This window comes from Selenomonas sp. oral taxon 136 (assembly GCF_001554015.1).
Classification (GTDB): domain Bacteria; phylum Bacillota; class Negativicutes; order Selenomonadales; family Selenomonadaceae; genus Centipeda; species Centipeda felix.
This window is the reverse complement of record NZ_CP014239.1, coordinates 316,854-340,062: the sequence shown is the minus strand read 5'-3', so window position 1 is coordinate 340,062 and position 23,209 is coordinate 316,854. Positions and strand designations below refer to the sequence as shown.

Below are 23,209 nucleotides of genomic sequence, written 5' to 3'. Positions count from 1 at the left end.
GATGGAAACGATGCAGGGAATGAAACGGACACATGGCTGCGGCATACTGCGCAAGGAGCAGGTGGGTGAAGAAGTAACGCTGTGCGGCTGGGTATCGCGCCGCCGTGACCACGGCGGGCTGATCTTTGTCGATATGCGTGACCGCTCGGGATTTGTGCAGATCGTCTTCGATGAGGCGGCAATGGCAGAGGGGACGTTCCACGAGGCGGAGACGCTGCGCTCGGAGTTCGTTCTCTGCGTGCGCGGCACGGTGCGCGCACGCAGTGCGGAGACGGTCAATCCGAACATGGCGACAGGGGCGATCGAGATCGTCGTCAGCGAGCTGCGGATTCTCAACAAGGCAAAGACGCCGCCGTTCTATATTCAGGATGGCGTCGATGTGGACGAGATGATTCGTTTGCGCTATCGCTACCTCGATCTGCGCCGCCCCGAAATGCAGGCGAATATGATCCTGCGTCATCGCGTGACGAAGATCATGCGCGATTTCTTTGACCGTAACGGGTTCCTTGAGATCGAGACGCCGATGCTTTGCAAGAGCACGCCCGAGGGGGCACGCGACTTCCTCGTGCCGAGCCGTCTCAATCCGGGCGAGTTCTATGCGCTGCCGCAGTCCCCGCAGATCTTCAAGCAGCTGCTCATGGTCTCGGGCTTTGAGAAGTACTTCCAGATCGTGCGCTGCTTCCGCGATGAGGATCTGCGCGCCGATCGTCAGCCTGAGTTCACGCAGCTCGATATCGAGATGTCCTTTATGGATCAGGACAGCATCCTCACGCTCATGGAGGGGATGGTCAAAGAGCTGTTTGAAAAGAGCATCGGCGCGAAGATCGAGACGCCCTTCCAGCGCATGTCGTGGGATGAGGCAATGGATCGCTTCGGCTCGGACAAGCCCGATCTGCGCTTCGGCATGGAGCTGCAGGACATTACGGACTATGTCGGCGGCTCGGACTTCAAGGTATTCAACGCCGTCATGGAGGCAGGCGGCCGCGTGAAGGTCATCAACGTCGAGGGCTATGCGAATATTCCGCGCCGTGAGCTGGACGGCCTCGTCTCCTATGTGCAGGGCTACGGTGCAAAGGGACTAGCGTGGATTCAGTACACGGAGGAGGGGGTAAAGTCGCCCTTCAAGAAGTTCTACTCCGATGAGACCTTTGAGACGATCAAGAATGCCGTCGGGGCAAAGACGGGGGATCTGCTCCTCGTCGTCGCCGACCAGCCGCTCGTTGTGGCACAGGCACTCGGCGAGCTGCGCCTTGAGATGGGCCGTCGCCGTGGATTGATCGATCCCGATGCGCTGCGTTTCCTCTGGGTTGTGGACTTCCCAATGTTCGAGTACAGTGCGGAGGAGAAGCGCTACAAGGCGATGCACCATCCGTTCACCGCGCCGCGTGATGAGGACGTGCCGTTCCTGAAGTCCGACCCCGGCCGCGTCAAGGCAAATGCCTATGACATGGTGCTGAACGGCGTCGAGATCGGCGGCGGCAGTCTGCGTATCTACAGCAGTGATCTGCAGGAACAAGTCTTTGAGGCACTTGGCTTCACGCCGGAGGAGGCACGCGCACGCTTCGGCTTTATGATGAATGCCTTCGAGTACGGCACGCCGCCGCACGGCGGACTCGCCTTCGGCCTCGATCGTCTCGTGATGCTGATGGCAAAGCGCCGCTCCATCCGTGACGTGATTGCGTTCCCGAAGACACAGAGCGCATCGGATGTGATGAGCGAAGCACCCGCCACCGTCGATGAGAAGCAGCTGCGTGAGCTCTATATCCGCACGGCTGCGCCGAAGAAGAAGGCAGACGAAGCTGCACGGTAAAACGGTACGACGAAGCATTTCGAGGGCGTCCCATGCGGACGCTCTCTTTTCGCGAGACAGAAGGAGGAATTGCGCTTGGCAGAGCGGGTGAATATCCTGGGGGTCGATGTCGATGCCGTCACGATGGCGGAGGCTGTCGATGTCGTGCGCCGTGCCATGGACACGCGTGCGGGCGTTATGGTTGCGACGGCGAATGCCGAGATGCTGATGCGTGCGACGCATGATGAGGAGCTGCGCCGTATCCTGAATGCGTCGGCACTCGTTGTGCCCGATGGGGCAGGGACGGTCTGGGCGGCACGTCACCTCGGGCACGCGATGCCCGAGCGCGTCGCGGGCTACGATCTGGCGCAGGAGTTGCTGCGCTGTGCCCCTGCCGAGGGGCACAGCGTCTACTTCTTCGGCTCTGCGCCCGGCGTTGCGGAGAAGGCAAAGGCAAAGGCGGAGCAGCTTTATCCCGGCATCGAGATCGTGGGGGTGCGCAACGGGTTCTTTTCCCCTGCGGACAATGCGGCGATCATTGCGGAGATTCGCGCAGCACGCCCTGACCTCCTGCTCGTCGCGCTCGGTGTGCCGAAGCAGGAGAAGTGGATCGCCGCGCATCTCGCAGAGCTTGATGTTCCCGTCGCCATCGGCGTCGGCGGGACGCTCGACGTCATGGCGGGCGTGATGAAGCGCGCACCGCACTGGATGCAGAAGGCAAAACTGGAATGGCTCTTCCGCGGGCTGATGCAGCCGAAACGTGCAGGTCGGTTGCTGGCGCTGCCGAAATTCGTCCTGAAAGTGCACGCATCGCGAAAATAAGAGCCGTATCTGTGGACAAAGAATAGGCTTTCCATTATAATGTGAGAGAAAAAGGAGGCGCGTCTGCGTGGTCATTGTCAGTGAAGGCTATAAGTTTATTGGCGCCGCACTCGTTTTGGCGGTTATTTTTGGATACTTTGCGCATCCGTATGCCGCGCTTCCGTTCGTCGTGCTGGCGTGCTATTTTGCCTATTTCTTCCGCAGCCCGACACGTACGATCGCCGCAAACGAACATCATATTCTGTCGCCTGCCGACGGCACGGTGACGGAGATCTCCTCTGTGGGCGTGGATGATTTCGTTGGAGAGCCGTGCAACAAGATCGTCATCTTCATGTCGGTCTTTAACGTGCACGTCAACCGCAGTCCGATCAATGGGGAAATCAAGCTGCAGAAATACTACTGCGGTCGTTTTCGTCCCGCCTACAAGGACGAGGTCGGCTTTGAAAATGAACACCATCTGATCGGCATTGACCGTGGTGATCTGCGCATCACGGTAAAGCAGATCGCGGGCATCCTCGCGCGGCGCATCGTCTCGTGGGTGACGCTCGACGACCGCATGAAGCAAGGAGACATCTACGGCATGATCCGCTTCGGCTCCTGCCTTGAGATCGTGATGCCTGAGCGGGCGCAGATCCTCGTGCGGGAGGGCGAAAAAGTGCAGGGCGGCAGGACTGTCCTGGGGAGGCTTGAAGGCGAATGAATTACAGACGATTTCTGCCGAATCTGTGTACGGCGATGAATCTGTTCTTTGGTATGTGTTCCATCCTGTCAACGGCAGAAGGCCATCTTGACTGGGCGGCGATCTTCATTCTGCTCGCGCTGGTCGCGGACGGCATGGACGGACGCGTGGCGCGTGCGCTCGGCGTCTCCAGTGAGTTCGGCAAGGAGATGGACTCCCTCTGCGACCTCGGCTCATTCGGCATCGCCCCCGCGCTGCTCGCGTGGAAACTGGCTCTCTTCTCCTACGGGCTCGTCGGTGCAGCGGCGGCGATCTGTTTTGCACTCTGCGGGATGTGGCGTCTTACGCGCTTCAATGTGAACGCCAATGTGGTGCATGGCTACTTTATGGGGCTCGCCATTCCGGCGGGCGGGAATCTCGTCGCCATGTCGGCGTGGCTCTTTCTCTCGCTCGGCATCAACCCTGCCGGCTATGGGCTCCTTTATCCCGCCGCGGTCGCCGTGACGGGCTATCTGATGGTCAGTCACGTCCATTATCCGGACTTTAAGGGGGACGGAGAACGGATTTACTTTGTATCGAAGCTCGTCGCACTCATCGTGTTCGCCGGCATCCTCTATGTCGGACGGACGGCTGTTCTGCCCGCTGTCTTTACGGCGATTTTTGCGGCGTATGCGCTCTTTGGCATCGTCAACCATGTGACTGCGCTGACGATGCGGACGAGGGAAAGCTGATATGACAGAGATCTTTCATGCACTCTCGCCTTATCTGCCGGCACATGTCTTTGACATCATTATGGTGCCAATGCAGATCCTCCTTCTGCTCTTCACGCTGTATTTTTTCTTCATCGGTTTCTGCTGTCTGTGGCGGCATGGGGAGAAAAAAATCCTGACACCGGAGAAGACGTTTGCTGTCGTCGTCGCCGCGCACAATGAGGCGGCGGTCATCGGGCAGCTCATCGAAAATCTGCAGCGGCTCGACTATCCCAAGGAACTGTACGACATCTATGTCATTGCGGACAACTGTACGGACAATACGGGGGAGATCGCGGAGAAGGCGGGCGCCATTGTCTGCACGCGCACGCATCCAACGAAGAAGAGCAAGGGGTTTGCCCTTGAGTGGATGTTTGAGCAGCTCTTTGCGATGGACAAGGAGTACGATGCCGTCGCCATCTTCGACGCGGACAACCTCGTGCACCCGAATTTCCTCAAGGAGATGAACAACCGCCTCCTCAAGGGCGACAAGGTCATTCAGGGCTATCTGGATGCGAAGAATCCATACGACACATGGGTGGCGGGGACATTTGCCATCGCGTTCTGGGTCATCGACCATATCTCGCATCTCGCAAAGACGAACATCGGTCTCTCGGCGTGCCTCGGCGGTACGGGCATGTGCATTACGACGGACGTGCTGAAGCGGCACGGCTGGCGCGCGACCTGCCTTACCGAGGACATGGAGTTCACGATGAAGCTGCTTGCCGAGGGCATCAAGACGACGTGGGCGCATGACGCCGTGGTCTACGATGAGAAGCCGCTCACGTTCAAGCAGGCGTGGAACCAGCGCAGACGCTGGGCACAGGGACAGTTTGACGTGGCGCACCGCTTCATCCCGACCATGATCCGCGAGGGATGGAAACGCCGCGACATACGCATCTGGGATGGCTGCATCTATCTCCTGCAGCCGCATTTTCTCATGATCTCGACGTTCTTCATCATCATCAGTTATGTACAGCTGGCGTTTCCACCCTTCTACACAAGCATTTATAAATTTCTGCCGTCACAGCTGATGACAGCGATCATGATCGGACAGTATCTCCTGCCCATGATTATCCTTATCAAGGTGCGTGCCAAGCTGAAGGCATGGTTCTATCTGCTCCTTTATCCCGTGTTCATCTACTCGTGGATTCCGATCATTTTCCTTGGATTCATTCACCGCAATGAGCATGAGTGGAGCCATACGAAGCATACACGTGCCATGAGCATGGATGAAGTGATGAGCGATGTGAAATAATGGCATCGAGAAGGGGTTCGCACGTCCCCCTATCGGCTCGCTGCGCTCGCCACTTCCCCCGCTAGCGGTCAACGTCAACCAATCACACATCGCTGACGCTTGTGTTCTTGGGACGTTTTCCCATGCGACCTGTTTCCGAATAAGCTGCGCCCCTTGGGGCTTGCTTTTTCGACAGGTCAGCAGCGGGGGAAGCTGTTATGCCATTATTTCCTAAAGCCTTCCCCGTTATCACGGGGAAGGGGGACCGCGCAAGCGGTGGAAGGGGCACAAAGAAGGGGCGTTGTACGAGGTTTTGCTTCGTACAACAGCCCCTTTTGACAAACGAAGGAGAATAGAATGTATACACTGCGCGTTGAGGGCGCATTTGAAGCAGCACACCGTGTTGTCAGATATCCCGGGAAATGTGACCGTCTGCATGGACACAACTGGGTCGTTGAGGCAGCCTTTCGCGGGACAGAGCTCGACGATCTCGGCATGTTGATCGATTTCAAGACCGCGAAAGCAGCATTGATGGCGGTGTTGGATGCATTTGACCACCGTTATATCAATGAGCTTCCGCCGTTTGACGGTGAGGTGAATCCAACGGCGGAGAATCTGGCGCGAATCATTTTTGAGCGTCTTGCTGTGCGTCCTGAGGTTACGGCGACGGCGGCGCATCTCGCTGCATTGACCGTCTGGGAGACGCCAAAATCATCTGTTACGTACGAGAGGGACTGACATGGATGAGAACATCATCGAGATTTTCTCGACGGTTCAGGGCGAGGGGAAATACGTCGGCTGCCGGCAAGTTTTCATGCGCCTTGAGGGCTGCAATCTTCACTGCAGTTACTGCGATACGGACAGCGCGGTTGGGATGCACCCCGACTGTGTCGTGGAGGAGGGGGCGGGGACGTATCATCTTGTCCCTTACCCGAATCCCATCTCGCCGCAGCGTGCGGCGGAGCTGGTGGAGATCGCGGCGGCGGGGATACCGCATCAGGCACTGAGCATTACAGGCGGAGAGCCGCTGCTGCACGCAGCGTTCATCCGCGCACTGGCGCCGCATGTGCATCTGCCGATTTATTTGGAGACGAACGGAACGCTCCATGAGGAGCTGAAGAAGTGCATTGACTGCGTGGCGGGCATCAGCATGGACATCAAGCTGCCCTCTGCGACGACACATCCCGTCTGGGATGCGCATGTGCGCTTTCTGGAGATCGCAAAGGCGAAGGATACGTGGGTCAAGATTGTCGTCGCGGCGGAGAGCCCTGACGGCGAAGTCGATACCGCCATTCGCCTCGTGGCGGATATCGCCCCGGAGACGATGCTGATTCTGCAGCCCGTGACGCCCTACGGCGGATGGACGAAGCCCTCGCCTGAGCAGCTGCTCGCATGGCAGGGGAACGCTCTGCGGCGCCTTGCGCATGTGCGTGTGATCCCGCAGACCCATCGGATGATGGATATGCTTTAGGGGAGAGCACGGATAAAACCCTTGGCGTATGATTCCCCTCGAAAAAACTATTGACGGATATGGTAAACTAAAACAAAACGATCACAGGAATTAAGGGATCGCTGAACGTATCAGTGATTCCTCTGAGGAAGAACAACAGACGATGAAGATTATTGACGCCCATCTGCACTATGGCAGAGGGGAGTATTTTGATACCGTCGCACGCGCGGCGGGGCACGAGAACACGGAGACGGCTCTGCGGCGCGACTGCCGTGCGGCGGGGATTGTCCACGGTGTTATCATGGGCAATCTCCCTGTGGAGGAGCTCGCGCCGAACTATCCCGATCTCTTTCACTACTGCGTCGGGATCGTGGGCGACGGCGGGCAGACGGAGATGAGTGCCGCGCGCATTGATAGGCTCCTTCCTGCACTCGAGCAGCATCTTCGCAGTGAGCGCTGCGTCGGCATCAAGCTCTATCCCGGCTACAATTATTTCTATCTCTATGACGATATGCTTGCCCCCGTCTACGAACTCGCGGCACGGTATGGAAAGCCCGTCGCCGTACATACGGGACTGACAGCGACGGAGAAGGCACTGCTGAAGTATGCGCATCCGAATGTCATGGATGAGGCGGCGACGAAGTTCCGTCAGGTGAATTTCGTCATGTGCCATCTGGGTGAGCCGTATTTCATCGATGCCATTGCAGTGATGGAGAAAAACCCGAATGTTACCGCCGATCTCTCGGGGATGCTCGAGGGAAAGATTGCGGATTTTGACCGCTTCTGTGCGCGGAAGCATTTCTACATCGAGCAGCTGCGCGGCTGGCTCGCGTATCTGAACGCGTACGATCGGCTGATGTTCGGCACAGATTGGCCGCTGGCGAACTTCGGCGACTATGTTGCATTCACGAAGCTCCTCATTCCCGAGGAGCATTGGGATGCGGTATTTTATGAGAATGCGGTGCGGATCTATCATCTGCGCCTGACATGAGGAATACTATGGCGATACTTGACATCAAGAAGGCGGGCGATCCCGTCCTGAAACAGACGGCGGAGCCGATTGAACGGCTTACAAAGCGGCATCGGCAGCTGCTCGACGATATGGCGGAAACGATGTACGCCGCTGACGGCGTGGGCCTTGCTGCGCCGCAGGTGGGGAAGTCTCTGCGCATCGTTGTCATCGATGTGCAGGATGAGCACGGACTCTTGGAGCTCGTCAATCCTGTCATCACCATGCGCGAGGGCAGCGTGACGGAATCGGAGGGGTGTCTCTCTGTGCCAAAGGTCTACGGCGATGTGGAGCGCGCGGAGCGCGTGACGGTGGAGTATACCGACCGCCGCAGCCGTCGCCGCACATTGACGGCAGAGGGACTCTTGGCACGCTGTATTCAGCATGAGTGCGATCATCTTGAGGGGCGGCTCTTCATCGATATTGCCGTGCGCCTGCGCAAGGAGGAGGAAGAGGCATGACGCCGATGCGTACCGTCTTTATGGGGACGCCGGATTTTTCCGTGGGAATTCTTGCGGCGATGGCAGAGCGGCGCGATCTCACGGATATCGCCGCTGTCGTCACGCAGCCGGATCGCCCGCGCGGGCGCGGGAAGAAACTCAGCCCCTCTCCGGTTAAGGCGTGGGCACTCGCGCGTGATATTCCCGTTCTTCAGCCTGCGCGCGCACGCGATGCGGCCTTTGCCGCAGAGCTGCGCGTCCTCCGTCCCGACGTGGCGGTGGTGGCGGCATTTGGGCAGATCCTGACGCAGGAGATTCTGGATATCCCCGTGCATGGCTGCATCAATGTGCACGCATCCCTGCTGCCGCTGTACCGCGGTGCTGCACCGATTCAGCACGCGGTGATGGACGGTGCTGCCGTGACGGGGATTACGACCATGCAGATGGACGCAGGACTCGACACGGGGGATATGCTTCTGCAGCGCGAGGTTCCCATCCATGCGGATACGACGTATGGAACCCTTCACGATGCCCTGATGGAGACAGGGGCGGCAGTCCTCGTGGAGACGCTGGAACAGCTTGCGGCAGGGACGCTTATCCGCACGCCGCAGACGGGGGAGAGCACCTATGCTGCACGCATTACGCGTGAGACGGCGCAGATCGACTGGTCACGCACGGCACGGGAGCTCGATGCTCTCGTGCGCGGGCTGAACCCTGTGCCCTATGCGGAGACACATCTGGGTGACGCATTGTATAAGATCGGTATGCTGTCCCTCACAGGGGAGCGGACCGATGCGCCGCATGGCACCATTCTCACGGCAGATCGGCGGGCAGGCCTGCGCGTCGCAGCGGGCGATGAGATCGTGCAGGTGACGGAAATTCAGGCACCCGGGAAACGGATGATGGCGGCATCCGACTTTTTGAACGGCTTTGCACTGACCACAGGAGCACGTTTTACATCATGAGTACGGAGACATTGACGGTCAACGGCGACAAGGCGGGGGAGAAGAAGACGATTCGCCTGCCCTCACGGCCAAAGAAGCGTCTCTTCATCGGGATGCTCCTGCTCGTGACATTGCTTGCTGCCGTACTTCTCTTTGGCCTTTGGTACATCGGCGTGCCGGGGCTCGAGCGCATTCAGCCGCTTCTGCCGTGGGCGATCGGTGCTCTGCTGACGGGCGCGGTACTCCTGTCCTTTTTCGGCATCTTCAACATGGTGCTTGCCGTCGCGGGGCTGCCGTACCTCCCGTGGATGAAGCGACAGACTTATGAGCTGATCAATCTGCTCTTTCCTGCTGCCGTACGCCTTGGAGCGCTCTTTGGCGTCAAGCGTCGTCGGCTGGAGGGCTCGTTTATCGCGGTCAGCAATCTGCTCTTTCACCGCATGCACATCCGCGTGCCCGCCAACCGCCTGCTCGTCGTAACACCGCACTGCCTGCAGCTCGCGAGCTGCCCGCACAAGGTGACGCGCGACCCGAACAACTGCAAGCGCTGCGGCGGCTGTAACATTGGCGATCTCGTCACGCTCTCTGAGGAGATGGGGTTCCATTTCTTTGTCGCGACAGGCGGGACACTGGCGCGGCAGGTCGTCTACAACACGCGGCCGAAGGCGGTGCTTGCGATTGCGTGTGAGCGTGATCTGATGAGCGGCATCCAGGATGTCTTTCCGCTTCCCGCCGTCGGGGTGCTCAACATCCGCCCGAACGGTCCCTGCTACAATACGAGCGTGGATATGGCGGAGGTGCGCCGTCAACTGGAAGAAATCATCGAATCGAAGAAAAAGGACGTATAGATGCCAAAGCCGTACGATGCGAATAAAATCGACCGCATACGCGAGCAAGCCATGCAGGTGCTCCTGCGTATTCACAGTGAGGGGGCCTATGCTAATGTGGCGCTGGCAGAGGAACTGCGCATCGCACAGATGACGGAGCGCGACCGCCGTTTTCTGACAGAGCTGGTCTATGGCACGGTCAAGGCGGGCGAGACGCTCGATTATATGATTCGCCGCTATGTCGCCGATCTCAAAAAGGCGCAGCCGCCCATACGCGAGCTTCTGCGCCTTGGCTTTTACCAGATCTTCTTTATGGATAAAATTCCGTCGTCCGCCGTTTGTCACACAGCGGTGGAGCTCGCAAAAAAACACGGCGGAAAGGGCGCGGCGTCCTTTGTCAACGGCGTCCTGCGGACAGCGCTGCGCAAGCCGCAGCGCGCGGCTCTGCCGAAGGGTCGCGATGCGCGCTCGCTTGCCCTCCGGATGCAGCATCCCGTGTGGATGGTGAAGCGGTGGCTGCGCGACTATGGCAGTGAACGTACGGAGACGCTGTGCCGCTGCGACAATGAGAGTGCACCGCTCACGCTGCGGACGAATACCCTGCGCACGAGCCGCACTGCCCTCATGGAGCGACTGACGGCGGCAGGCGTTCGCGCCGATGCGTCGCTGCGCGTTCCCGAGGGCATTCTCCTGCGCACGCACGGGGCGCTCGATGCGCTCGCACCCCTGCGCGAGGGGCTGGCGCAGGTGCAGGACGAGAGCTCGATGCTCGTGGCGTATATCCTTGGCGCAGAGCCCGGCATGACGGTGATCGATGCCTGTGCCGCCCCGGGCGGCAAGACAACGCATATCGCCCAGCGGATGGAAAATCGCGGGCGCATTTTAGCGTTTGATATCTATGAGGAAAAGCTGGGGCGCATCATGCGCAACGCGGAGCGGCTCGGCATCTCCATCATCGAGACGCAGCTCCTCGATGCGCGTGAGATTGGTGCGCACTATGGTGTGTGTGCTGACCGTGTTCTCGTGGATGCGCCGTGCTCAGGGCTCGGCGTCCTGCGTCGCAAACCCGATGCACGCTGGTGCAAAAGCCCGTCGGACGCGAAGACCCTGCCGCCGCTACAGCTCGCGATTTTGGCGAGTGCGGCGCGGACAGTGAAGCAGGGCGGTGTCCTCGTCTACAGTACCTGCACGATGGAGCGCAGCGAGAATGCCGCCGTGGTAGAGGCGTTTCTGCGCGGGCATGAGGACTTCGTCCTCGAGGAGACGGGGGCATTTTTGCCGGAGCAAAAAACAGCAGATCGCATGGTACAGATCATGCCGGAGACGGGCGGGCCGGACGGCTTCTTTATCGCCCGTATGAGACGCCGATGAATATTTTTGGATGGACGAAGACAGAGCTTGCCGATGCCCTCCGCGAGGAGGGGATTCCCCGCTTCCGTGCCGATCAGATCATCCGCTGGATGTATCAGCGCGGCGCGGTCTCTTTTGATGTCATGGACAATCTGCCGAAGCTGCTGCGCGCGCAGCTGGCGGAACGCTTTTCAATCGAGCGGCCGCAGGTCGGTGCGCGCCTGACGTCGGCAGACGGCGCGACGATCAAGCTGCTCTATGCGTTTGCCGATGGGCAGACGGCGGAGACGGTGCTTATGCGCCATCCCTATGGCAACAGTGTCTGTGTCTCGACGCAGGCGGGCTGCCGCATGGGCTGTGCATTCTGCGCGTCGACGCTGCACGGTCTGGCGCGTAATTTGACCGTGGGGGAGATCGCCGCGCAGGTGATTGGCATGGCGGATTACCTGCGGCAGGAGGGCGCGCGCGTCGATACCATTGTTGTCATGGGCTCGGGCGAGCCGATGGAGAACTACGATAACGTAATCGGCGCGCTGCGCCTTTTGCATGCGGAGGAGACCATCGGGCTCAGCTATCGCGGGATGACGCTCTCGACCTCGGGGATTGTTCCGGGAATTTTGCGCCTTGCGGAGGAGGGGCTTCCAATCTCGCTCTCCATTTCGCTTCACGCGCCGACGGAGGAACTGCGTTCCTCGCTGATGCCTGTCAACCGCATGTACCCCATGGCGGAGGTGCTGCGGGCGGCAGAGCTCTACGCGGCGCGGACGAAGCGGCGTGTGACCTACGAGTACATCCTCATCCGTGATGTGAATGACGGCGTGCGCGAGGCAGAGCAGCTCGCACGCCTCCTGCGCGGACAGCTGGCAAGCGTCAATCTCATCCCAATCAACCCTGTCGTCGAGCGAAACCTTCTTCGCCCGTCGAAGGGGACCGTGCGCCGCTTTCAGCATGTTTTGGAGGAGCGGCACATCACCGCAACCGTGCGCCGTGAGATGGGGACGGACATTCAGGCGGCATGTGGGCAGCTCCGCAGCAGGCTGATGGACGCAGGACTATAATTTTTTCAAGATTTATGCTATGATATAGAAGTTGTTTTATATTCTTATGAAGCATGTGGATTTTCCTGTGCTTTGCGACCAAAGGAGAGCGATGCACGATGATGGATCGCGTGGAATCGTTTCTGGGGGATCACATTGAAGGTTTTTTTAACCGCAAGTTCAGCAGTCATCTGGAACCCGTGGAACTGATCAAGGGGCTGGAAAAAGAGGCGAAGCGTCAGAACAGCGCCTCTCTTGCCAATGCGTATATCATCTCTCTCGGGACGGAGGACTATCAGCGGCTCTGCTCCCACCGTGTGGTGGATGAGCTGGGAACGGCACTCAAGCGCTGTATCATCCGTGAGGATCTCTATATGGAAGGGCGGCTCAGCATTTCGTTTGACGTTGACGCGTCCCTGCGCGCGGGCTCATACCGTCTGGTGGGGCGGATGCAGCGGGATCACGTAACGGAGTCGAGTGACCCCGTTCCACATGACACGCTCGCGCAGACCATCGTGCTTGAGCGGCCATCCCTGCGCGATGGACGTTGTCTCGATCTGCCGCCCGAGCATGAGCTCGCAGAGCTCACGGTACTCAGCGGGGCGGATGAGGGCGTTGTGATGCCGCTCGGCGAGCGCAAGATCTATATGGGGCGGATGCCGCGCAATGAGTTCATCCTGACGGACAGCAATATTTCCCGCGTGCATGCGTGGGTTTCCTACGAGCGGCATCGGCATGTTCTCTACGATGCGCAGAGCCGCAACGGTACATTTATCAACGGAGAGCGGAGAGAGATGCAGTGCCTGAGGAATGGAGATGAGATCCGCCTCGGGACGACGGCGCTCCGCTATGAGGTGCGCTGATGCCGGCACTGGTTCTGAAAGCACTGCGCGTTGTCCTAGAATACGGCGCGCTGCTCTGGCTCGCCTATGCCGTCCTGCATCTTGGGCGGCAGATGTCCACGGCGCTGCGTGCCGATATACGAGCACCGCACACGCCGGCGCAGACCGCCGGGGCGGCGGCACTTGTCGTGCTTGCCGGCGAGGGGCTGGAGGGGCGGCGTTATCCCGTGGGGCATGAGCTGTCCATCGGGCGCAGTCCGGACAATGACATCGTTCTTGACGACAGTTTCGTCTCGCATCATCATGTCCTGATTTATCAGCGCGAGAACGCGTATATTGCAGAGGATCTCGGCAGTCGGAATCACACGTATCTGAACGACGGTCAGCTCAGCGGGCGCGCCTATCTGCGTGCGGGTGATGTCCTGCGCATCGGTGCTGTGTCGCTGCGGTTTGAGAGGTAAATACATGATCGAGGTTTCAAGCGCATCGGACATCGGACGCGTGCGCACATCGAACGAGGACAGCTGCGGCGTGTTTTCGCCCGCTGTCTACGTCGTGGCGGATGGGCTCGGCGGACACGCGGCAGGCGAGGTGGCAAGCCGCATCGTCGTCGCCGCTGTGCATGATATGGCAAATGCCGGAGAGCCCATTGACACGGCAGCGCTCAAGAGTGCCGTCCTGCGCGCCAATCAGCAGGTGCTGGATGCTGCCGCCAAGAACTCCGCCTATGAGGGGATGGGCTCGACGGCGACGGTGCTCCATATCGACGAGGAGGCGCAGACGGCGTGCTATGCGCACGTCGGTGACAGCCGTCTCTATCTCCTGCGCGCCGGGGCGCTGCGCAGGATTTCGCGCGACCACTCCTACGTGGAGGAATTGGTTGCCCGTGGGGAACTGAGCGAGGCGGAGGCGCAGCATCATCCGCGCAAGAACTATCTGCTGCGTGCCGTCGGGGTCGAGGAGCGCCTGCACGTGGATGGAGATACGTTCCCCGTCATGGCAGGAGACCGCTTCCTCCTCGCCACGGACGGTCTGACCAATATGGTGGAGGATGCGGATCTGTGTGCGCTGCTCGGCGGGAATCCCGACGATGCAGCGCGGCAGATGGTGGAGCGTGCCCTCGATGCGGGCGGAACGGACAATGTGACGGCGATTGTCATCGCCTGTGATCCGTCATGATGCTCAAGACGAGACTCGCCCCGCTGGGCATTCTCCTCTGCGGGCTCGGTGTTCTCCTGCTGAAGCATGGGGCGGGACAGCCGGGGTGGCATTTTGACTGGCAGCGAGATCTGCCCTATCTGCCCGATCTCGGCGTCCTCGTGCTCTGCGGTGCGGCGGGGTACATCTTGGCGGCGCGGCGTCATCTGGACACGGTACCGCTTGCCCTTGCCTATACACTACTCGCTGTGGGGCTCATCGAGGTGGCGCGGCTGAAGCCCGATCTCTTTGCCGCCCAGCTGCGCTGGGCATGTGTCGGCACCGCCGCGTGGATGCTGGTGCTCCTCTTTTGGGTACGGCTGCGTCGGATGCTCGCCTACCCCTATGTGCTCGGTGCAGCAACGACCATCGTTCTGCTCCTGCCGCTGCTCTTTGGCGTCTCCATTGGCGGCAATAAGAACTGGCTGGCATTTGGAGCATTCTCTGTGCAGCCCTCGGAGTTTGGGAAAATTCTTCTCGTATTCTTCCTCGCGGCGTATCTTGCCGATCATCATGCCGTGCTGACCTTGCCGGCGCGCCGCGTTGCCTTTCTTCATCTGCCGCCCGTGCGCTTTATCGCGCCGCTCGTGGCACTCTGGGGGCTCTCGGTGCTGATGTTTGTTATTGCACATGACCTTGGCGCGGCGCTCTTCTTCTTCGGCATGGCGGTGGTCATGACCTATATGGGGACGGGGCGCAAGTCGTATGTGTTCCTCGCCGGCGTGTTCATTCTGGCTGCGGCGGCACTCAGCTATATGCTCTTTGGGCACGTGCGCGTGCGCTTTGATATCTGGATGCACCCGTGGGCAGATCCCAACGGGATGTCGTATCAGATCGTCCAATCCCTCTTTGCCATCGGCAGCGGCGGCATCTGGGGGACAGGGCTCTCCGAAGGTCATCCCGGGCTCATCCCCGAGGTGCACACCGATTTTATCTTTTCGGCGATTGCCGAGGAATTTGGGCTGATCGGTGCCGTTTTTGTCCTCATGGCGTATGCGCTGCTCTTTTGGCGCGGCATTCAGATCGCGCTGCGGCAGACGCGGATGGAGGAGACGCTCCTCGCTGCGGGGGCTGCGGTCGCGCTCCTGCTGCAGGCGTTCATCATCGTGGCGGGCGTCACGAAGCTCCTGCCCCTGACGGGCATTACCCTGCCATTTGTCAGCTACGGGGGCAGCTCGATGGCGGCGAGTTTTGTTTTTCTCGGGATTCTGACTGCGCTCTCTGCCCCACGCAAGGAGGCGGCATCATGACGGATGGAAAAATGCGCCGCCATATCGCAGCGGCGGCAGCCTGCCTCCTCGTCCTCATCGCCGTCCAGATTCTCTATCTGGTCAAGATTTCTGTGTGGGACGGCGCGTCGCTCGCTGCGCATCCGCTCAATATGCGCTCTGCTCTCATGGAGGAGGATATACGGCGCGGGCGCATCCTCGATCATACGGGGCGCGTTCTCGCGGAGAGCGATGCTGCAGGAAACCGCTCCTATCCCTATGGCGCTGTGCTCGCCCCTGTGACAGGCTACCGCACGGATCGCCATGGGGCGACGGGCATCGAACAGACGGAGGGAACGCCGCTCAGCGGTGTGACGAACGATGTCGCGGGCATGGGGCCGCTACGCACCCTGCTCCGCGCCGATGCGGGCTATGATGTCCGCCTCACCGTCGATGCGGAGCTCTCACAGACCGCGTACCGTGCCCTCGGCGAGCACCGTGGTGCCGTCGTCGTAATGGATGCGGAGACGGGCGCCCTCCTAGCGATGGTGAGTACGCCGTCCTTTGACCCGTCCGTGACCGAGCGCTCATGGGATACGCTCTCGTCGCGTGCGGACAGCCCGCTCGTGAATCGTGCCGCGCAAGGGCTCTACCCGCCCGGCTCGACCTTCAAGACATTGGTCGCCGATGCAGCGCTCGCCACGGGCGTCACGACGACGGACGAAATCTTCGACTGCACGGGTGAGCTCGCGATCGGCAGGGACTATGTCCTGCATGAGCCGCACGGCGAGGTACACGGGCGTCTGCGTCTGGCGGATGCCCTGCGCGAATCGTGCAACATCACCTTTGCGACCCTAGCTATGCGCATGGGGGACAAGGGGCTCAGCGATGCCTTTGACCGCTTCGGGATCGGGGCAGAGCTGCGCGCGCCGGAGGTTTCCATGGCGGCGGCACACGTTCCCTCCCTGCGAGGGCTGAGTGATGGGGAGATCGCTCAGCTCGGCTTCGGGCAGGGGCAGTTGCTCGTCACGCCGCTGCAGATGGCACTCGTTGCCGATGCGTTCGCAAACGGCGGGCGTATCATGCAGCCCTACCTCGTGGATGCCGTCCTGACGACGGGCGGAATCGCACTGGAGACATCCAGCCCGAAGGTATGGCGGACGGCGACGACCCCCGAGCGTGCGGGCATCATCGACGGGGACATGGCGGGGGTTGTCGCCTCCGGGACAGGCACGGCGGCAGATGTCGCGGGCGTGCGCGTGACGGGCAAGACCGGTACAGCGGAGAACGCCACCGGTACGGATCACGCATGGTTTATCGGCTCGGCAGAGCGCGGCGGACGCAAGATCGTCCTCTCCGTCCTCGTGGAGGAGGGCGGATTCGGCGGCAGAGCCGCGGCGGGTATCGCCCGTCAGATCATACGTACGTATTTCGAGGGCTGACACCCTCATACATCGAGCCTCCCCCTACAGGCAGAGGCGATAGGAGGAACAAACATGGTCGAGCGTGTCTTGGATGGACGCTACGCACTGGAGATGCTCGTAGGCAGCGGCGGCATGGCAGATGTCTATCGGGCGAAAGATCAGCTCCTGGAACGCACGGTTGCCGTAAAGATTCTGCATCAGCAGTATGAGCACGACACGGAGTTTATCGGTCGCTTCCAGCGTGAGGCAAAGGCTGCGGCGCGCATTACGCATCCCAACATCGTCAATGTCTACGATGTCGGTGTCGCTGAAGGGCGTCACTACATCGTCATGGAGTATGTGCCGGGGCGTACACTGAAGGAACGCATCAAGGAAGAGGGAGCGCTGCCTGTGGCACAGGCACTCCACATAGCAAAACAGATTGCCGGTGCACTGGCACAGGCGCACGCGAACAATCTCGTGCACTGCGACATCAAGCCGCACAACATCCTCGTCATGCCCGACGGAAATGTCAAGGTGGCGGATTTCGGCATCGCGCGCGCGGTCACCGAGTCCACCATGACATACAACGACAACATCATGGGCTCGGTGCACTACTTCTCCCCGGAGCAGGCGCGAGGCACGATCATCACGCCGAAGTCCGACGTGTACTCCCTCGGCGTTGTCCTCTATGAGATGCTCTCGGGGCATATTCCCTTTGACGGCAATACGGCGGTGAGCATTGCGCGCAAGCATCTCGAAGAGGAGCCGCAGCCGCTTCGCCGCCTCGTGCCCGGCATTCCTCCCGTCGTTGAGGCCCTCGTGGCACGCATGATGGCGAAGGATCCCGCACAGCGGCCGGACAGCAGCACCCTTGCGGCGGATATCGCCCATACGGAGCAGCTGCTGCGCGGCGATCAGACGACCGCCGTCCCCGCCTTTGATCCGGATGCGACGCGCGTCCTCAGCCCGCAGGAGGCACAGGAAATTCACGCTGCCGTGCCGATGGAGGATGATGCGGAACCCGTACCGACGAATGAGCGTCCGTTCTATCAGAAAAAGAAGTTTAAGTTCGGCATTGTCCTCGTGCTTCTCTTGGGCTTTTTCACCGGATTTTTCCTCAGCTTTGGCAAGTTCTGGAGCTCGGTCGAGGTCACTGTGCCCGATGTGACGGGAAAACAGCTGACACTCGCGCGTCAGATTCTCGAGGATCAGCATCTGCGTGTCACCGTGGCGGAGACCTATGATGCGTCTGTGCCTGTCGGCATCGTCGTTTCACAGACCCCCGAGGCGGGCGTGACGGTCAAGGAAGAGCGTACGGTCACCATCTACGTCAGCAAGGGCGGCGAGGAGATTGAGATGCCGAACCTGCGCGGACTGAAAAAAGAAGACGCGATCAGCAAGCTCGAAAAGATGGGCCTGCGTCTCGGTTCGGCATACGAGACGTACTCGGATGAGGACAGCGGTACGGTCATTTCGCAGGATCCGCGCAGCGGGTCGCGTATCAGCAAGGGGCAGAGTGTCGATATCACCGTCAGCAAGGGACAGAAGGTCAAGAAGGTCGCTGTTCCCGATGTGCAGGGCGTCCCGCTCGATCGCGCACGCGCGATGCTGGAGGGCAGCGGCCTGAAGGTCGGCAGCACGGCGGAGGAAACGAGCACGCAGGCGGAAGGAACGGTCATCCGTCAGTCGCCTGCGGCGGGGACGGAGGCGGAGGCCGGCACAGCTGTGCGCCTGACCGTTTCGAGCGGCAAGGGCGCTGAGACGAAGAGCAGCGGGAAAAACAGCGAACCGAAGAAGAGCGATAAAGGCTCTGCGGGACGACGTATCCAGACGGAAAAGACAGAGTAGGGAGGTGGCTGTGCATCAGTACGGACGGATTCTGAAGGTCTACAACAGCGTTGTCCACGTCTCTGTGGATGGTGCGGAGATGCTATGCAAGCTGCGCGGAAAGAGTATGCGCGGGCGGGATGCACTGCTTCCCGGCGATGTTGTGCACGTAGCGTGCGGCGCAGACGGTGAAGGCGTGATCGAGGGGACAGAGCCGCGTACGTCCCTCCTCGCGCGTCCGCGCGTGGCGAACCTCACGCAGATCGTCATCACTGTGGCGGCGGCGTCACCTGACCCGCACCCGCTTGTCGTCAGCCGCTTTCTCGTGCTCGCCGAACACAGCGGCATACGGAACATCGTGCTCTGCATCAACAAGATTGACCTGATCGACGGGGAGGCAGCAGCGCGCCTCTGCGCGCCGTACGAGGCGGCGGGGTATTCTGTCCTTCCCGTTTCGGCGGCGGAGGGGACGGGCATTGCGGCACTGCGGGAAAGACTGAGCGGTGAGATCACCGTCTTTGCGGGGCCATCGGGCGCAGGAAAATCCTCCCTGCTCAATGCGATGGATTCGTCCCTCGGTCTGGCGGTGGGGGCAGTCAGTGAGAAAATCGGACGCGGGCGGCATACGACGCGCCGCGCCGAACTCCTTCCCTTTGCGGACGGCTATGTTGTCGATACGCCGGGCTTTACCCAGCAGGAACTGACGGGCGTCGCAGCGGACGACCTCGCGGGCTGCTTTCCTGAGTTCCTGCATTTTCTGGGATGCCGCTTTACGCCGTGCAGCCACAGTCATGAGCCGGACTGTGCCGTCAAGGCGGCGGCAGAGGAGGGGCGGCTCGCGTGTGAGCGGTACGATGCCTACATTGCACTTCTCAAAGAAATTCGGTCGGCTAGAAAATAGGAGACAGATCCATGGCACATGAACACGAATACGAAGAAGAGATCATGGAGGAAGAGGCACATATCCACGTTGAGCGTCCGACGATTGTTGCGCCGTCCATCCTCTCGGCGGATTTTGCGAATCTCGGGGCAGAGGTGCGCCGCGTCGAGGAAGCGGGAGCAGAGTACATCCACATTGACGTGATGGATGGGACGTTTGTGCCGAATATCACGATGGGTGCATGTGTGGTTGAGAGCCTGCGCAAGGTGTCCAAGGCGGTCTTTGACGTGCATTTGATGGTTGAGCACCCCGAGACGCACATCGAGAGCTTTGCGCGCGCGGGGGCGGACATCATCACCTTTCATGTCGAGGCAACGCGTCACGCGCACCGCGTCATCCAGCAGATCAAGGCGGCGGGCTGCCGTGCGGGCATCGCACTGAATCCCGGCACCTCCATCTACACGCTCGAGGAGCTGATCGACGATGTCGACATGGTGCTCCTCATGACGGTGAACCCCGGCTTTGGCGGGCAAAAGTTTATCGAGAACACGCTCGGGAAGATACATGCCCTCTACCATACGATTGAGGGGAATGAGCTGGATGTCGACATTGAGGTCGATGGCGGAATCAATGCAGAGACGGCGGAGTCCGTCCGCTCTGCGGGAGCGAATGTGCTCGTCGCCGGATCGTATATCTACGGTGCGGCCGATGTATCTGCCGCCATCGCGTCGCTGCGCGGCTGATTGAGAGAGGGGGGACAGTATGGGAGAACGCGCGGTCATCCTGCTCTCGGGCGGACTGGACAGCTGTACCTGCATGGCGATCGCCCATGCGGCGGGACAGGAGCTCTATCCGATCAGCTTTAACTATCATCAGCGCCACAGTCGTGAGCTGGATGCGGCAAAGAGCATTGCCGCTCACTACCATGCGGCAGAGCATCTCATCATCGAAACGAATATGGACGCCATCGGCGGCTCGGCGCTGACCGACAGTGCCATTGATGTCCCTCAGGGCGACGCGGAGCGGACGGACATACCCGTCACGTACGTGCCCGCTCGCAACCTCATCTTCCTCAGCTACGCCGTCGGCTATGCGGAGCGCGTCGGCGCAACGCACGTCTACATCGGCGTGAACTCTGTGGACTACTCGGGCTATCCCGACTGCCGCCCCGCATTTATTGCGGCGTTTCAGCGCGCGGCCGATGCGGCGACGGCGGCATCGGCAGAGAATGGACGGCGCATCGTCATCGAGACGCCGCTCCAGCATCTCTCCAAAGGGGAGATCATCCGCCGCGGCGATGCGCTCGACGCGCCCTACGCCCTGACGACGAGCTGCTATCAGGGCGGCTCTGTGGCGTGCGGCGTCTGTGACAGCTGCCTTCTGCGGCTGCGCGGCTTTGCTGAGGCAGGTCTGCATGATCCCATCCCGTATGCTGAGGGGAAGAACTGATGCAGGACGTACAGAGCAGGGAGGACGGGCGCGGCATCGCCATTCAGCGCGTCGGGGTCAAGGACGTACGCCTTCCCTTTCTCATCAAAAAACAGGCGGGCGGCTATCAGCAGGTGCTGGCAACGATTACCTTCACCGTCTCCCTGCCGATGGAGTTCAAGGGAACGCACATGAGCCGTTTCCTCGAGATTCTGCTTCCGTGGAGCGAGAAGCCTCTCGCCGAGGAGGAGATGGATGCGATGCTCACGGAGGCACTTGATCGTCTCCACGCCGAGGCGGCAGAGGTGCGGCTCGCATTTACCTACTTCCTCGAAAAGAGAGCGCCCGTCAGCGGACGCACCTCCCTCCTCGATGTCGATGCGTCCTTTACGGGACGCAAGCGGCGCGGGCTGCCGATGGAGTTTGAGCTGGGACTGTCCATGCCGTTCACCTCGCTCTGTCCGTGCAGCAAGGAGATCTCTTCCTATGGGGCACACAATCAGCGCTCGCGGGCATGCGTGCGGCTTCGCTTCCACGAGAGCGTGCCGTGCATCTACATCGAGGATCTGGCGAAGCTTCTCGAGCAGCAGGGCTCTGCGCCCATCTATCCGCTGCTGAAGCGCGCCGATGAGAAATACGTCACAGAGGAAGCGTACGAGCATCCGAAATTTGTCGAGGATATCCTGCGTGATACAGTCCTTGCTCTCCGGCACCTGCCGGGGCTTGCGTACTTCTCGCTCGCCTGTGAGAATGAGGAGTCCATCCACAGCCACAATGCCTTTGCGGCACATGAAGAATGGTTGAATTAGAGAAAAGGGGAGGAGAGGCAGATTATGCGCAAATTCATACGACGCTTCCTCCTCCTTTTCATTCTCGTCGTCGGCATCTCGACCGCCGTCATCTACACGACGGTGGACATCAATACGCTGCAGAATCTGAATCAATTTCAGCCGTGGTCGCTCGCCCTCGCGCTCTGCGCTATCGCATTTGGAATGTTCTTTGACGGCAGCCGCCTGATGCATCTCGTCCGCATCTCAAATGAACGGATTACACTCTATCAGGCGGTGCAGGTGATCTTCGGCAACTATTTTCTCGCCCTTCTGACCCCTGGTGCAACGGGCGGCGCCGTAGCACAGGTCATGTTCCTGCGCCATGCGGGTGTGCCTACGGGGAAGGCGGCCGTGCTCGTCATCGTGCGCACGCTGCTCTCGATCTTCTTTTTGGCCCTCTGCATGCCGCTGATCTTCCTGCACGATGAGGGCATTGTCCCGGGGATATCGAACGATGTTCTCATGGCGATTACCCTCACCGCGTTTGTCGGCATCATTCTCATCGTCGTCAGCGCACGGCGCGGCTATCTGGACTATCTCGTCGTGCGGATCGCGCGCCGCCTGCGCGACCATCGGCGACGCAAGCTCTTTGCCTTCTACCGCGACACGAAGAGCGCCATCTCCCTTCTGCTCGACGCGCCGCGTCAGATGCTCGTGGTATTCGTCGAGTCCGGGCTGAACCTCCTTTGTATCTACGCCGTTGTGCCATGTCTCTTACTGGGGCTCGGCGTCACGGATGCCGATTGGTACACCGTCATGGGGCGCATGATCTTTCTCAATATGCTCCTCTACTTTAGTCCAACGCCGGGCGGCTCGGGCATCGCTGAGGGCGGATTCGTCCTCCTCTTTTCCTCCGTCGTCCCTGCGGGGACGGTTGGCATCGTTGCCGTTTGCTGGCGGCTCATCGCCGAGTATCTTCCATTTCTCATCGGTTTTTACTACACCGTTACCGTCTTTGGCCGTGAGTTTTTACGGCGGTATTGAGCTATCTCCGACTGCACGACATCCGCTCGTGCAGATTTTTTGTGTTGTGAAATATGTGGGGGGATTCAGCTCGTGACGACCTCTTTTCTCCTATTCCTTTACGATTGCTTCAATAAAGTTGACGAATCGCATCCCTTTCGTTTCAATCACAAAAATTGCGTCAATCCAGAGACGGAGTTTCGATCTGTAATTCCATAAGAATAAAAATAAACATCTTTATAGCAGTATGAAATATGGATATACTATACTTAACTTACTATGTCGGCCATGGGAG

24 protein-coding genes are annotated in these 23,209 nt (G+C 60.1%); all 24 read left to right on the top strand.

Going from position 1 to position 23,209, the window contains the following annotated elements; translation table 11 throughout:
• Nucleotide 1 precedes the first annotated feature (1 nt).
• The 24 genes from aspS (at nt 2) to AXE86_RS01435 (ending at nt 22,935) form a co-directional block, all read left to right on the top strand.
• Nucleotides 2–1,810, top strand: a complete 1,809-nt coding sequence (aspS, locus tag AXE86_RS01550) for an aspartate--tRNA ligase (protein ID WP_061943942.1) — start codon at nt 2–4, stop codon at nt 1,808–1,810.
• A gap of 75 nt (nt 1,811–1,885) precedes the next feature.
• A complete protein-coding gene (locus tag AXE86_RS01545; protein ID WP_061943938.1) occupies nt 1,886–2,611 on the top strand; it encodes a WecB/TagA/CpsF family glycosyltransferase in 726 nt (241 codons plus the stop codon).
• 67 nt (nt 2,612–2,678) lie between these two features.
• The gene (locus AXE86_RS01540) at nt 2,679–3,311 is read left to right on the top strand and encodes a phosphatidylserine decarboxylase (RefSeq protein WP_009442736.1); all 633 of its coding nucleotides are present in this window, start codon (nt 2,679–2,681) and stop codon (nt 3,309–3,311) included.
• Entirely contained in the window at nt 3,308–4,021 is a 714-nt protein-coding gene (pssA, locus tag AXE86_RS01535; RefSeq protein WP_061943935.1) for a CDP-diacylglycerol--serine O-phosphatidyltransferase, read from the top strand. The genes AXE86_RS01540 and pssA overlap by 4 nt, the downstream gene beginning before the upstream one ends.
• Nucleotide 4,022: 1 nt before the next feature.
• Complete coding sequence (locus AXE86_RS01530; protein ID WP_009442734.1) at nt 4,023–5,297, top strand: glycosyltransferase family 2 protein; 1,275 nt, start codon at nt 4,023–4,025, stop codon at nt 5,295–5,297.
• A 336-nt stretch (nt 5,298–5,633) separates the two neighbouring features.
• On the top strand, nt 5,634–6,014 hold the full coding sequence (gene queD / locus AXE86_RS01525; RefSeq protein ID WP_061943933.1) for a 6-carboxytetrahydropterin synthase QueD: 381 nt from the start codon (nt 5,634–5,636) through the stop codon (nt 6,012–6,014).
• 1 nt (nt 6,015) lies between these two features.
• Nucleotides 6,016–6,747 carry a 7-carboxy-7-deazaguanine synthase QueE gene (locus tag AXE86_RS01520; protein ID WP_061943930.1) on the top strand — a complete coding sequence of 244 codons (732 nt, stop codon included), beginning with the start codon at nt 6,016–6,018 and terminating at the stop codon, nt 6,745–6,747.
• A 142-nt stretch (nt 6,748–6,889) separates the two neighbouring features.
• Nucleotides 6,890–7,717 (top strand): amidohydrolase family protein, encoded by an 828-nt coding sequence (locus AXE86_RS01515; protein WP_061943927.1) that lies wholly within the window; start codon nt 6,890–6,892, stop codon nt 7,715–7,717.
• An 8-nt stretch (nt 7,718–7,725) separates the two neighbouring features.
• Nucleotides 7,726–8,196 (top strand): peptide deformylase, encoded by a 471-nt coding sequence (gene def, locus AXE86_RS01510; RefSeq protein ID WP_061943924.1) that lies wholly within the window; start codon nt 7,726–7,728, stop codon nt 8,194–8,196.
• A 5-nt stretch (nt 8,197–8,201) separates the two neighbouring features.
• Nucleotides 8,202–9,140 carry a methionyl-tRNA formyltransferase gene (fmt, locus tag AXE86_RS01505; RefSeq protein WP_198145299.1) on the top strand — a complete coding sequence of 313 codons (939 nt, stop codon included), beginning with the start codon at nt 8,202–8,204 and terminating at the stop codon, nt 9,138–9,140.
• Nucleotides 9,137–9,967, top strand: a complete 831-nt coding sequence (locus AXE86_RS01500; RefSeq protein ID WP_061943919.1) for a DUF116 domain-containing protein — start codon at nt 9,137–9,139, stop codon at nt 9,965–9,967. The genes fmt and AXE86_RS01500 overlap by 4 nt, the downstream gene beginning before the upstream one ends.
• Complete coding sequence (rsmB, locus tag AXE86_RS01495; RefSeq protein ID WP_061943918.1) at nt 9,968–11,317, top strand: 16S rRNA (cytosine(967)-C(5))-methyltransferase RsmB; 1,350 nt, start codon at nt 9,968–9,970, stop codon at nt 11,315–11,317.
• A complete protein-coding gene (gene rlmN, locus AXE86_RS01490) occupies nt 11,314–12,354 on the top strand; it encodes a 23S rRNA (adenine(2503)-C(2))-methyltransferase RlmN (protein ID WP_061943916.1) in 1,041 nt (346 codons plus the stop codon). The genes rsmB and rlmN overlap by 4 nt, the downstream gene beginning before the upstream one ends.
• A 98-nt stretch (nt 12,355–12,452) precedes the next feature.
• Nucleotides 12,453–13,196: an FhaA domain-containing protein gene (locus AXE86_RS01485; protein ID WP_061943914.1), complete on the top strand. Its 744-nt coding sequence runs from the start codon at nt 12,453–12,455 to the stop codon at nt 13,194–13,196.
• The gene (locus AXE86_RS01480; protein WP_061943912.1) at nt 13,196–13,636 is read left to right on the top strand and encodes an FHA domain-containing protein; all 441 of its coding nucleotides are present in this window, start codon (nt 13,196–13,198) and stop codon (nt 13,634–13,636) included. Before AXE86_RS01485 ends, AXE86_RS01480 begins: the two co-directional genes overlap by 1 nt.
• A gap of 4 nt (nt 13,637–13,640) precedes the next feature.
• Complete coding sequence (locus AXE86_RS01475) at nt 13,641–14,354, top strand: Stp1/IreP family PP2C-type Ser/Thr phosphatase (protein ID WP_061943909.1); 714 nt, start codon at nt 13,641–13,643, stop codon at nt 14,352–14,354.
• Nucleotides 14,351–15,622, top strand: coding sequence for an FtsW/RodA/SpoVE family cell cycle protein (locus tag AXE86_RS01470; protein ID WP_061943906.1), 1,272 nt, complete (start codon nt 14,351–14,353; stop codon nt 15,620–15,622). The genes AXE86_RS01475 and AXE86_RS01470 overlap by 4 nt, the downstream gene beginning before the upstream one ends.
• On the top strand, nt 15,619–17,022 hold the full coding sequence (locus AXE86_RS01465; protein WP_061943904.1) for a peptidoglycan D,D-transpeptidase FtsI family protein: 1,404 nt from the start codon (nt 15,619–15,621) through the stop codon (nt 17,020–17,022). The genes AXE86_RS01470 and AXE86_RS01465 overlap by 4 nt, the downstream gene beginning before the upstream one ends.
• 54 nt (nt 17,023–17,076) lie before the next feature.
• Nucleotides 17,077–18,834 carry a Stk1 family PASTA domain-containing Ser/Thr kinase gene (gene pknB / locus AXE86_RS01460; RefSeq protein ID WP_061943901.1) on the top strand — a complete coding sequence of 586 codons (1,758 nt, stop codon included), beginning with the start codon at nt 17,077–17,079 and terminating at the stop codon, nt 18,832–18,834.
• Nucleotides 18,835–18,844: 10 nt separating this feature from the next.
• Entirely contained in the window at nt 18,845–19,714 is an 870-nt protein-coding gene (gene rsgA, locus AXE86_RS01455; protein ID WP_061943898.1) for a ribosome small subunit-dependent GTPase A, read from the top strand.
• A gap of 11 nt (nt 19,715–19,725) precedes the next feature.
• A complete protein-coding gene (gene rpe / locus AXE86_RS01450) occupies nt 19,726–20,436 on the top strand; it encodes a ribulose-phosphate 3-epimerase (protein ID WP_061943895.1) in 711 nt (236 codons plus the stop codon).
• A 19-nt stretch (nt 20,437–20,455) separates the two neighbouring features.
• The gene (gene queC / locus AXE86_RS01445; protein ID WP_061943892.1) at nt 20,456–21,142 is read left to right on the top strand and encodes a 7-cyano-7-deazaguanine synthase QueC; all 687 of its coding nucleotides are present in this window, start codon (nt 20,456–20,458) and stop codon (nt 21,140–21,142) included.
• A complete protein-coding gene (folE2, locus tag AXE86_RS01440) occupies nt 21,142–21,930 on the top strand; it encodes a GTP cyclohydrolase FolE2 (RefSeq protein WP_061943890.1) in 789 nt (262 codons plus the stop codon). Before queC ends, folE2 begins: the two co-directional genes overlap by 1 nt.
• Nucleotides 21,931–21,954: 24 nt before the next feature.
• On the top strand, nt 21,955–22,935 hold the full coding sequence (locus AXE86_RS01435) for a lysylphosphatidylglycerol synthase transmembrane domain-containing protein (protein ID WP_009442715.1): 981 nt from the start codon (nt 21,955–21,957) through the stop codon (nt 22,933–22,935).
• Nucleotides 22,936–23,209: the final 274 nt, after the last annotated feature.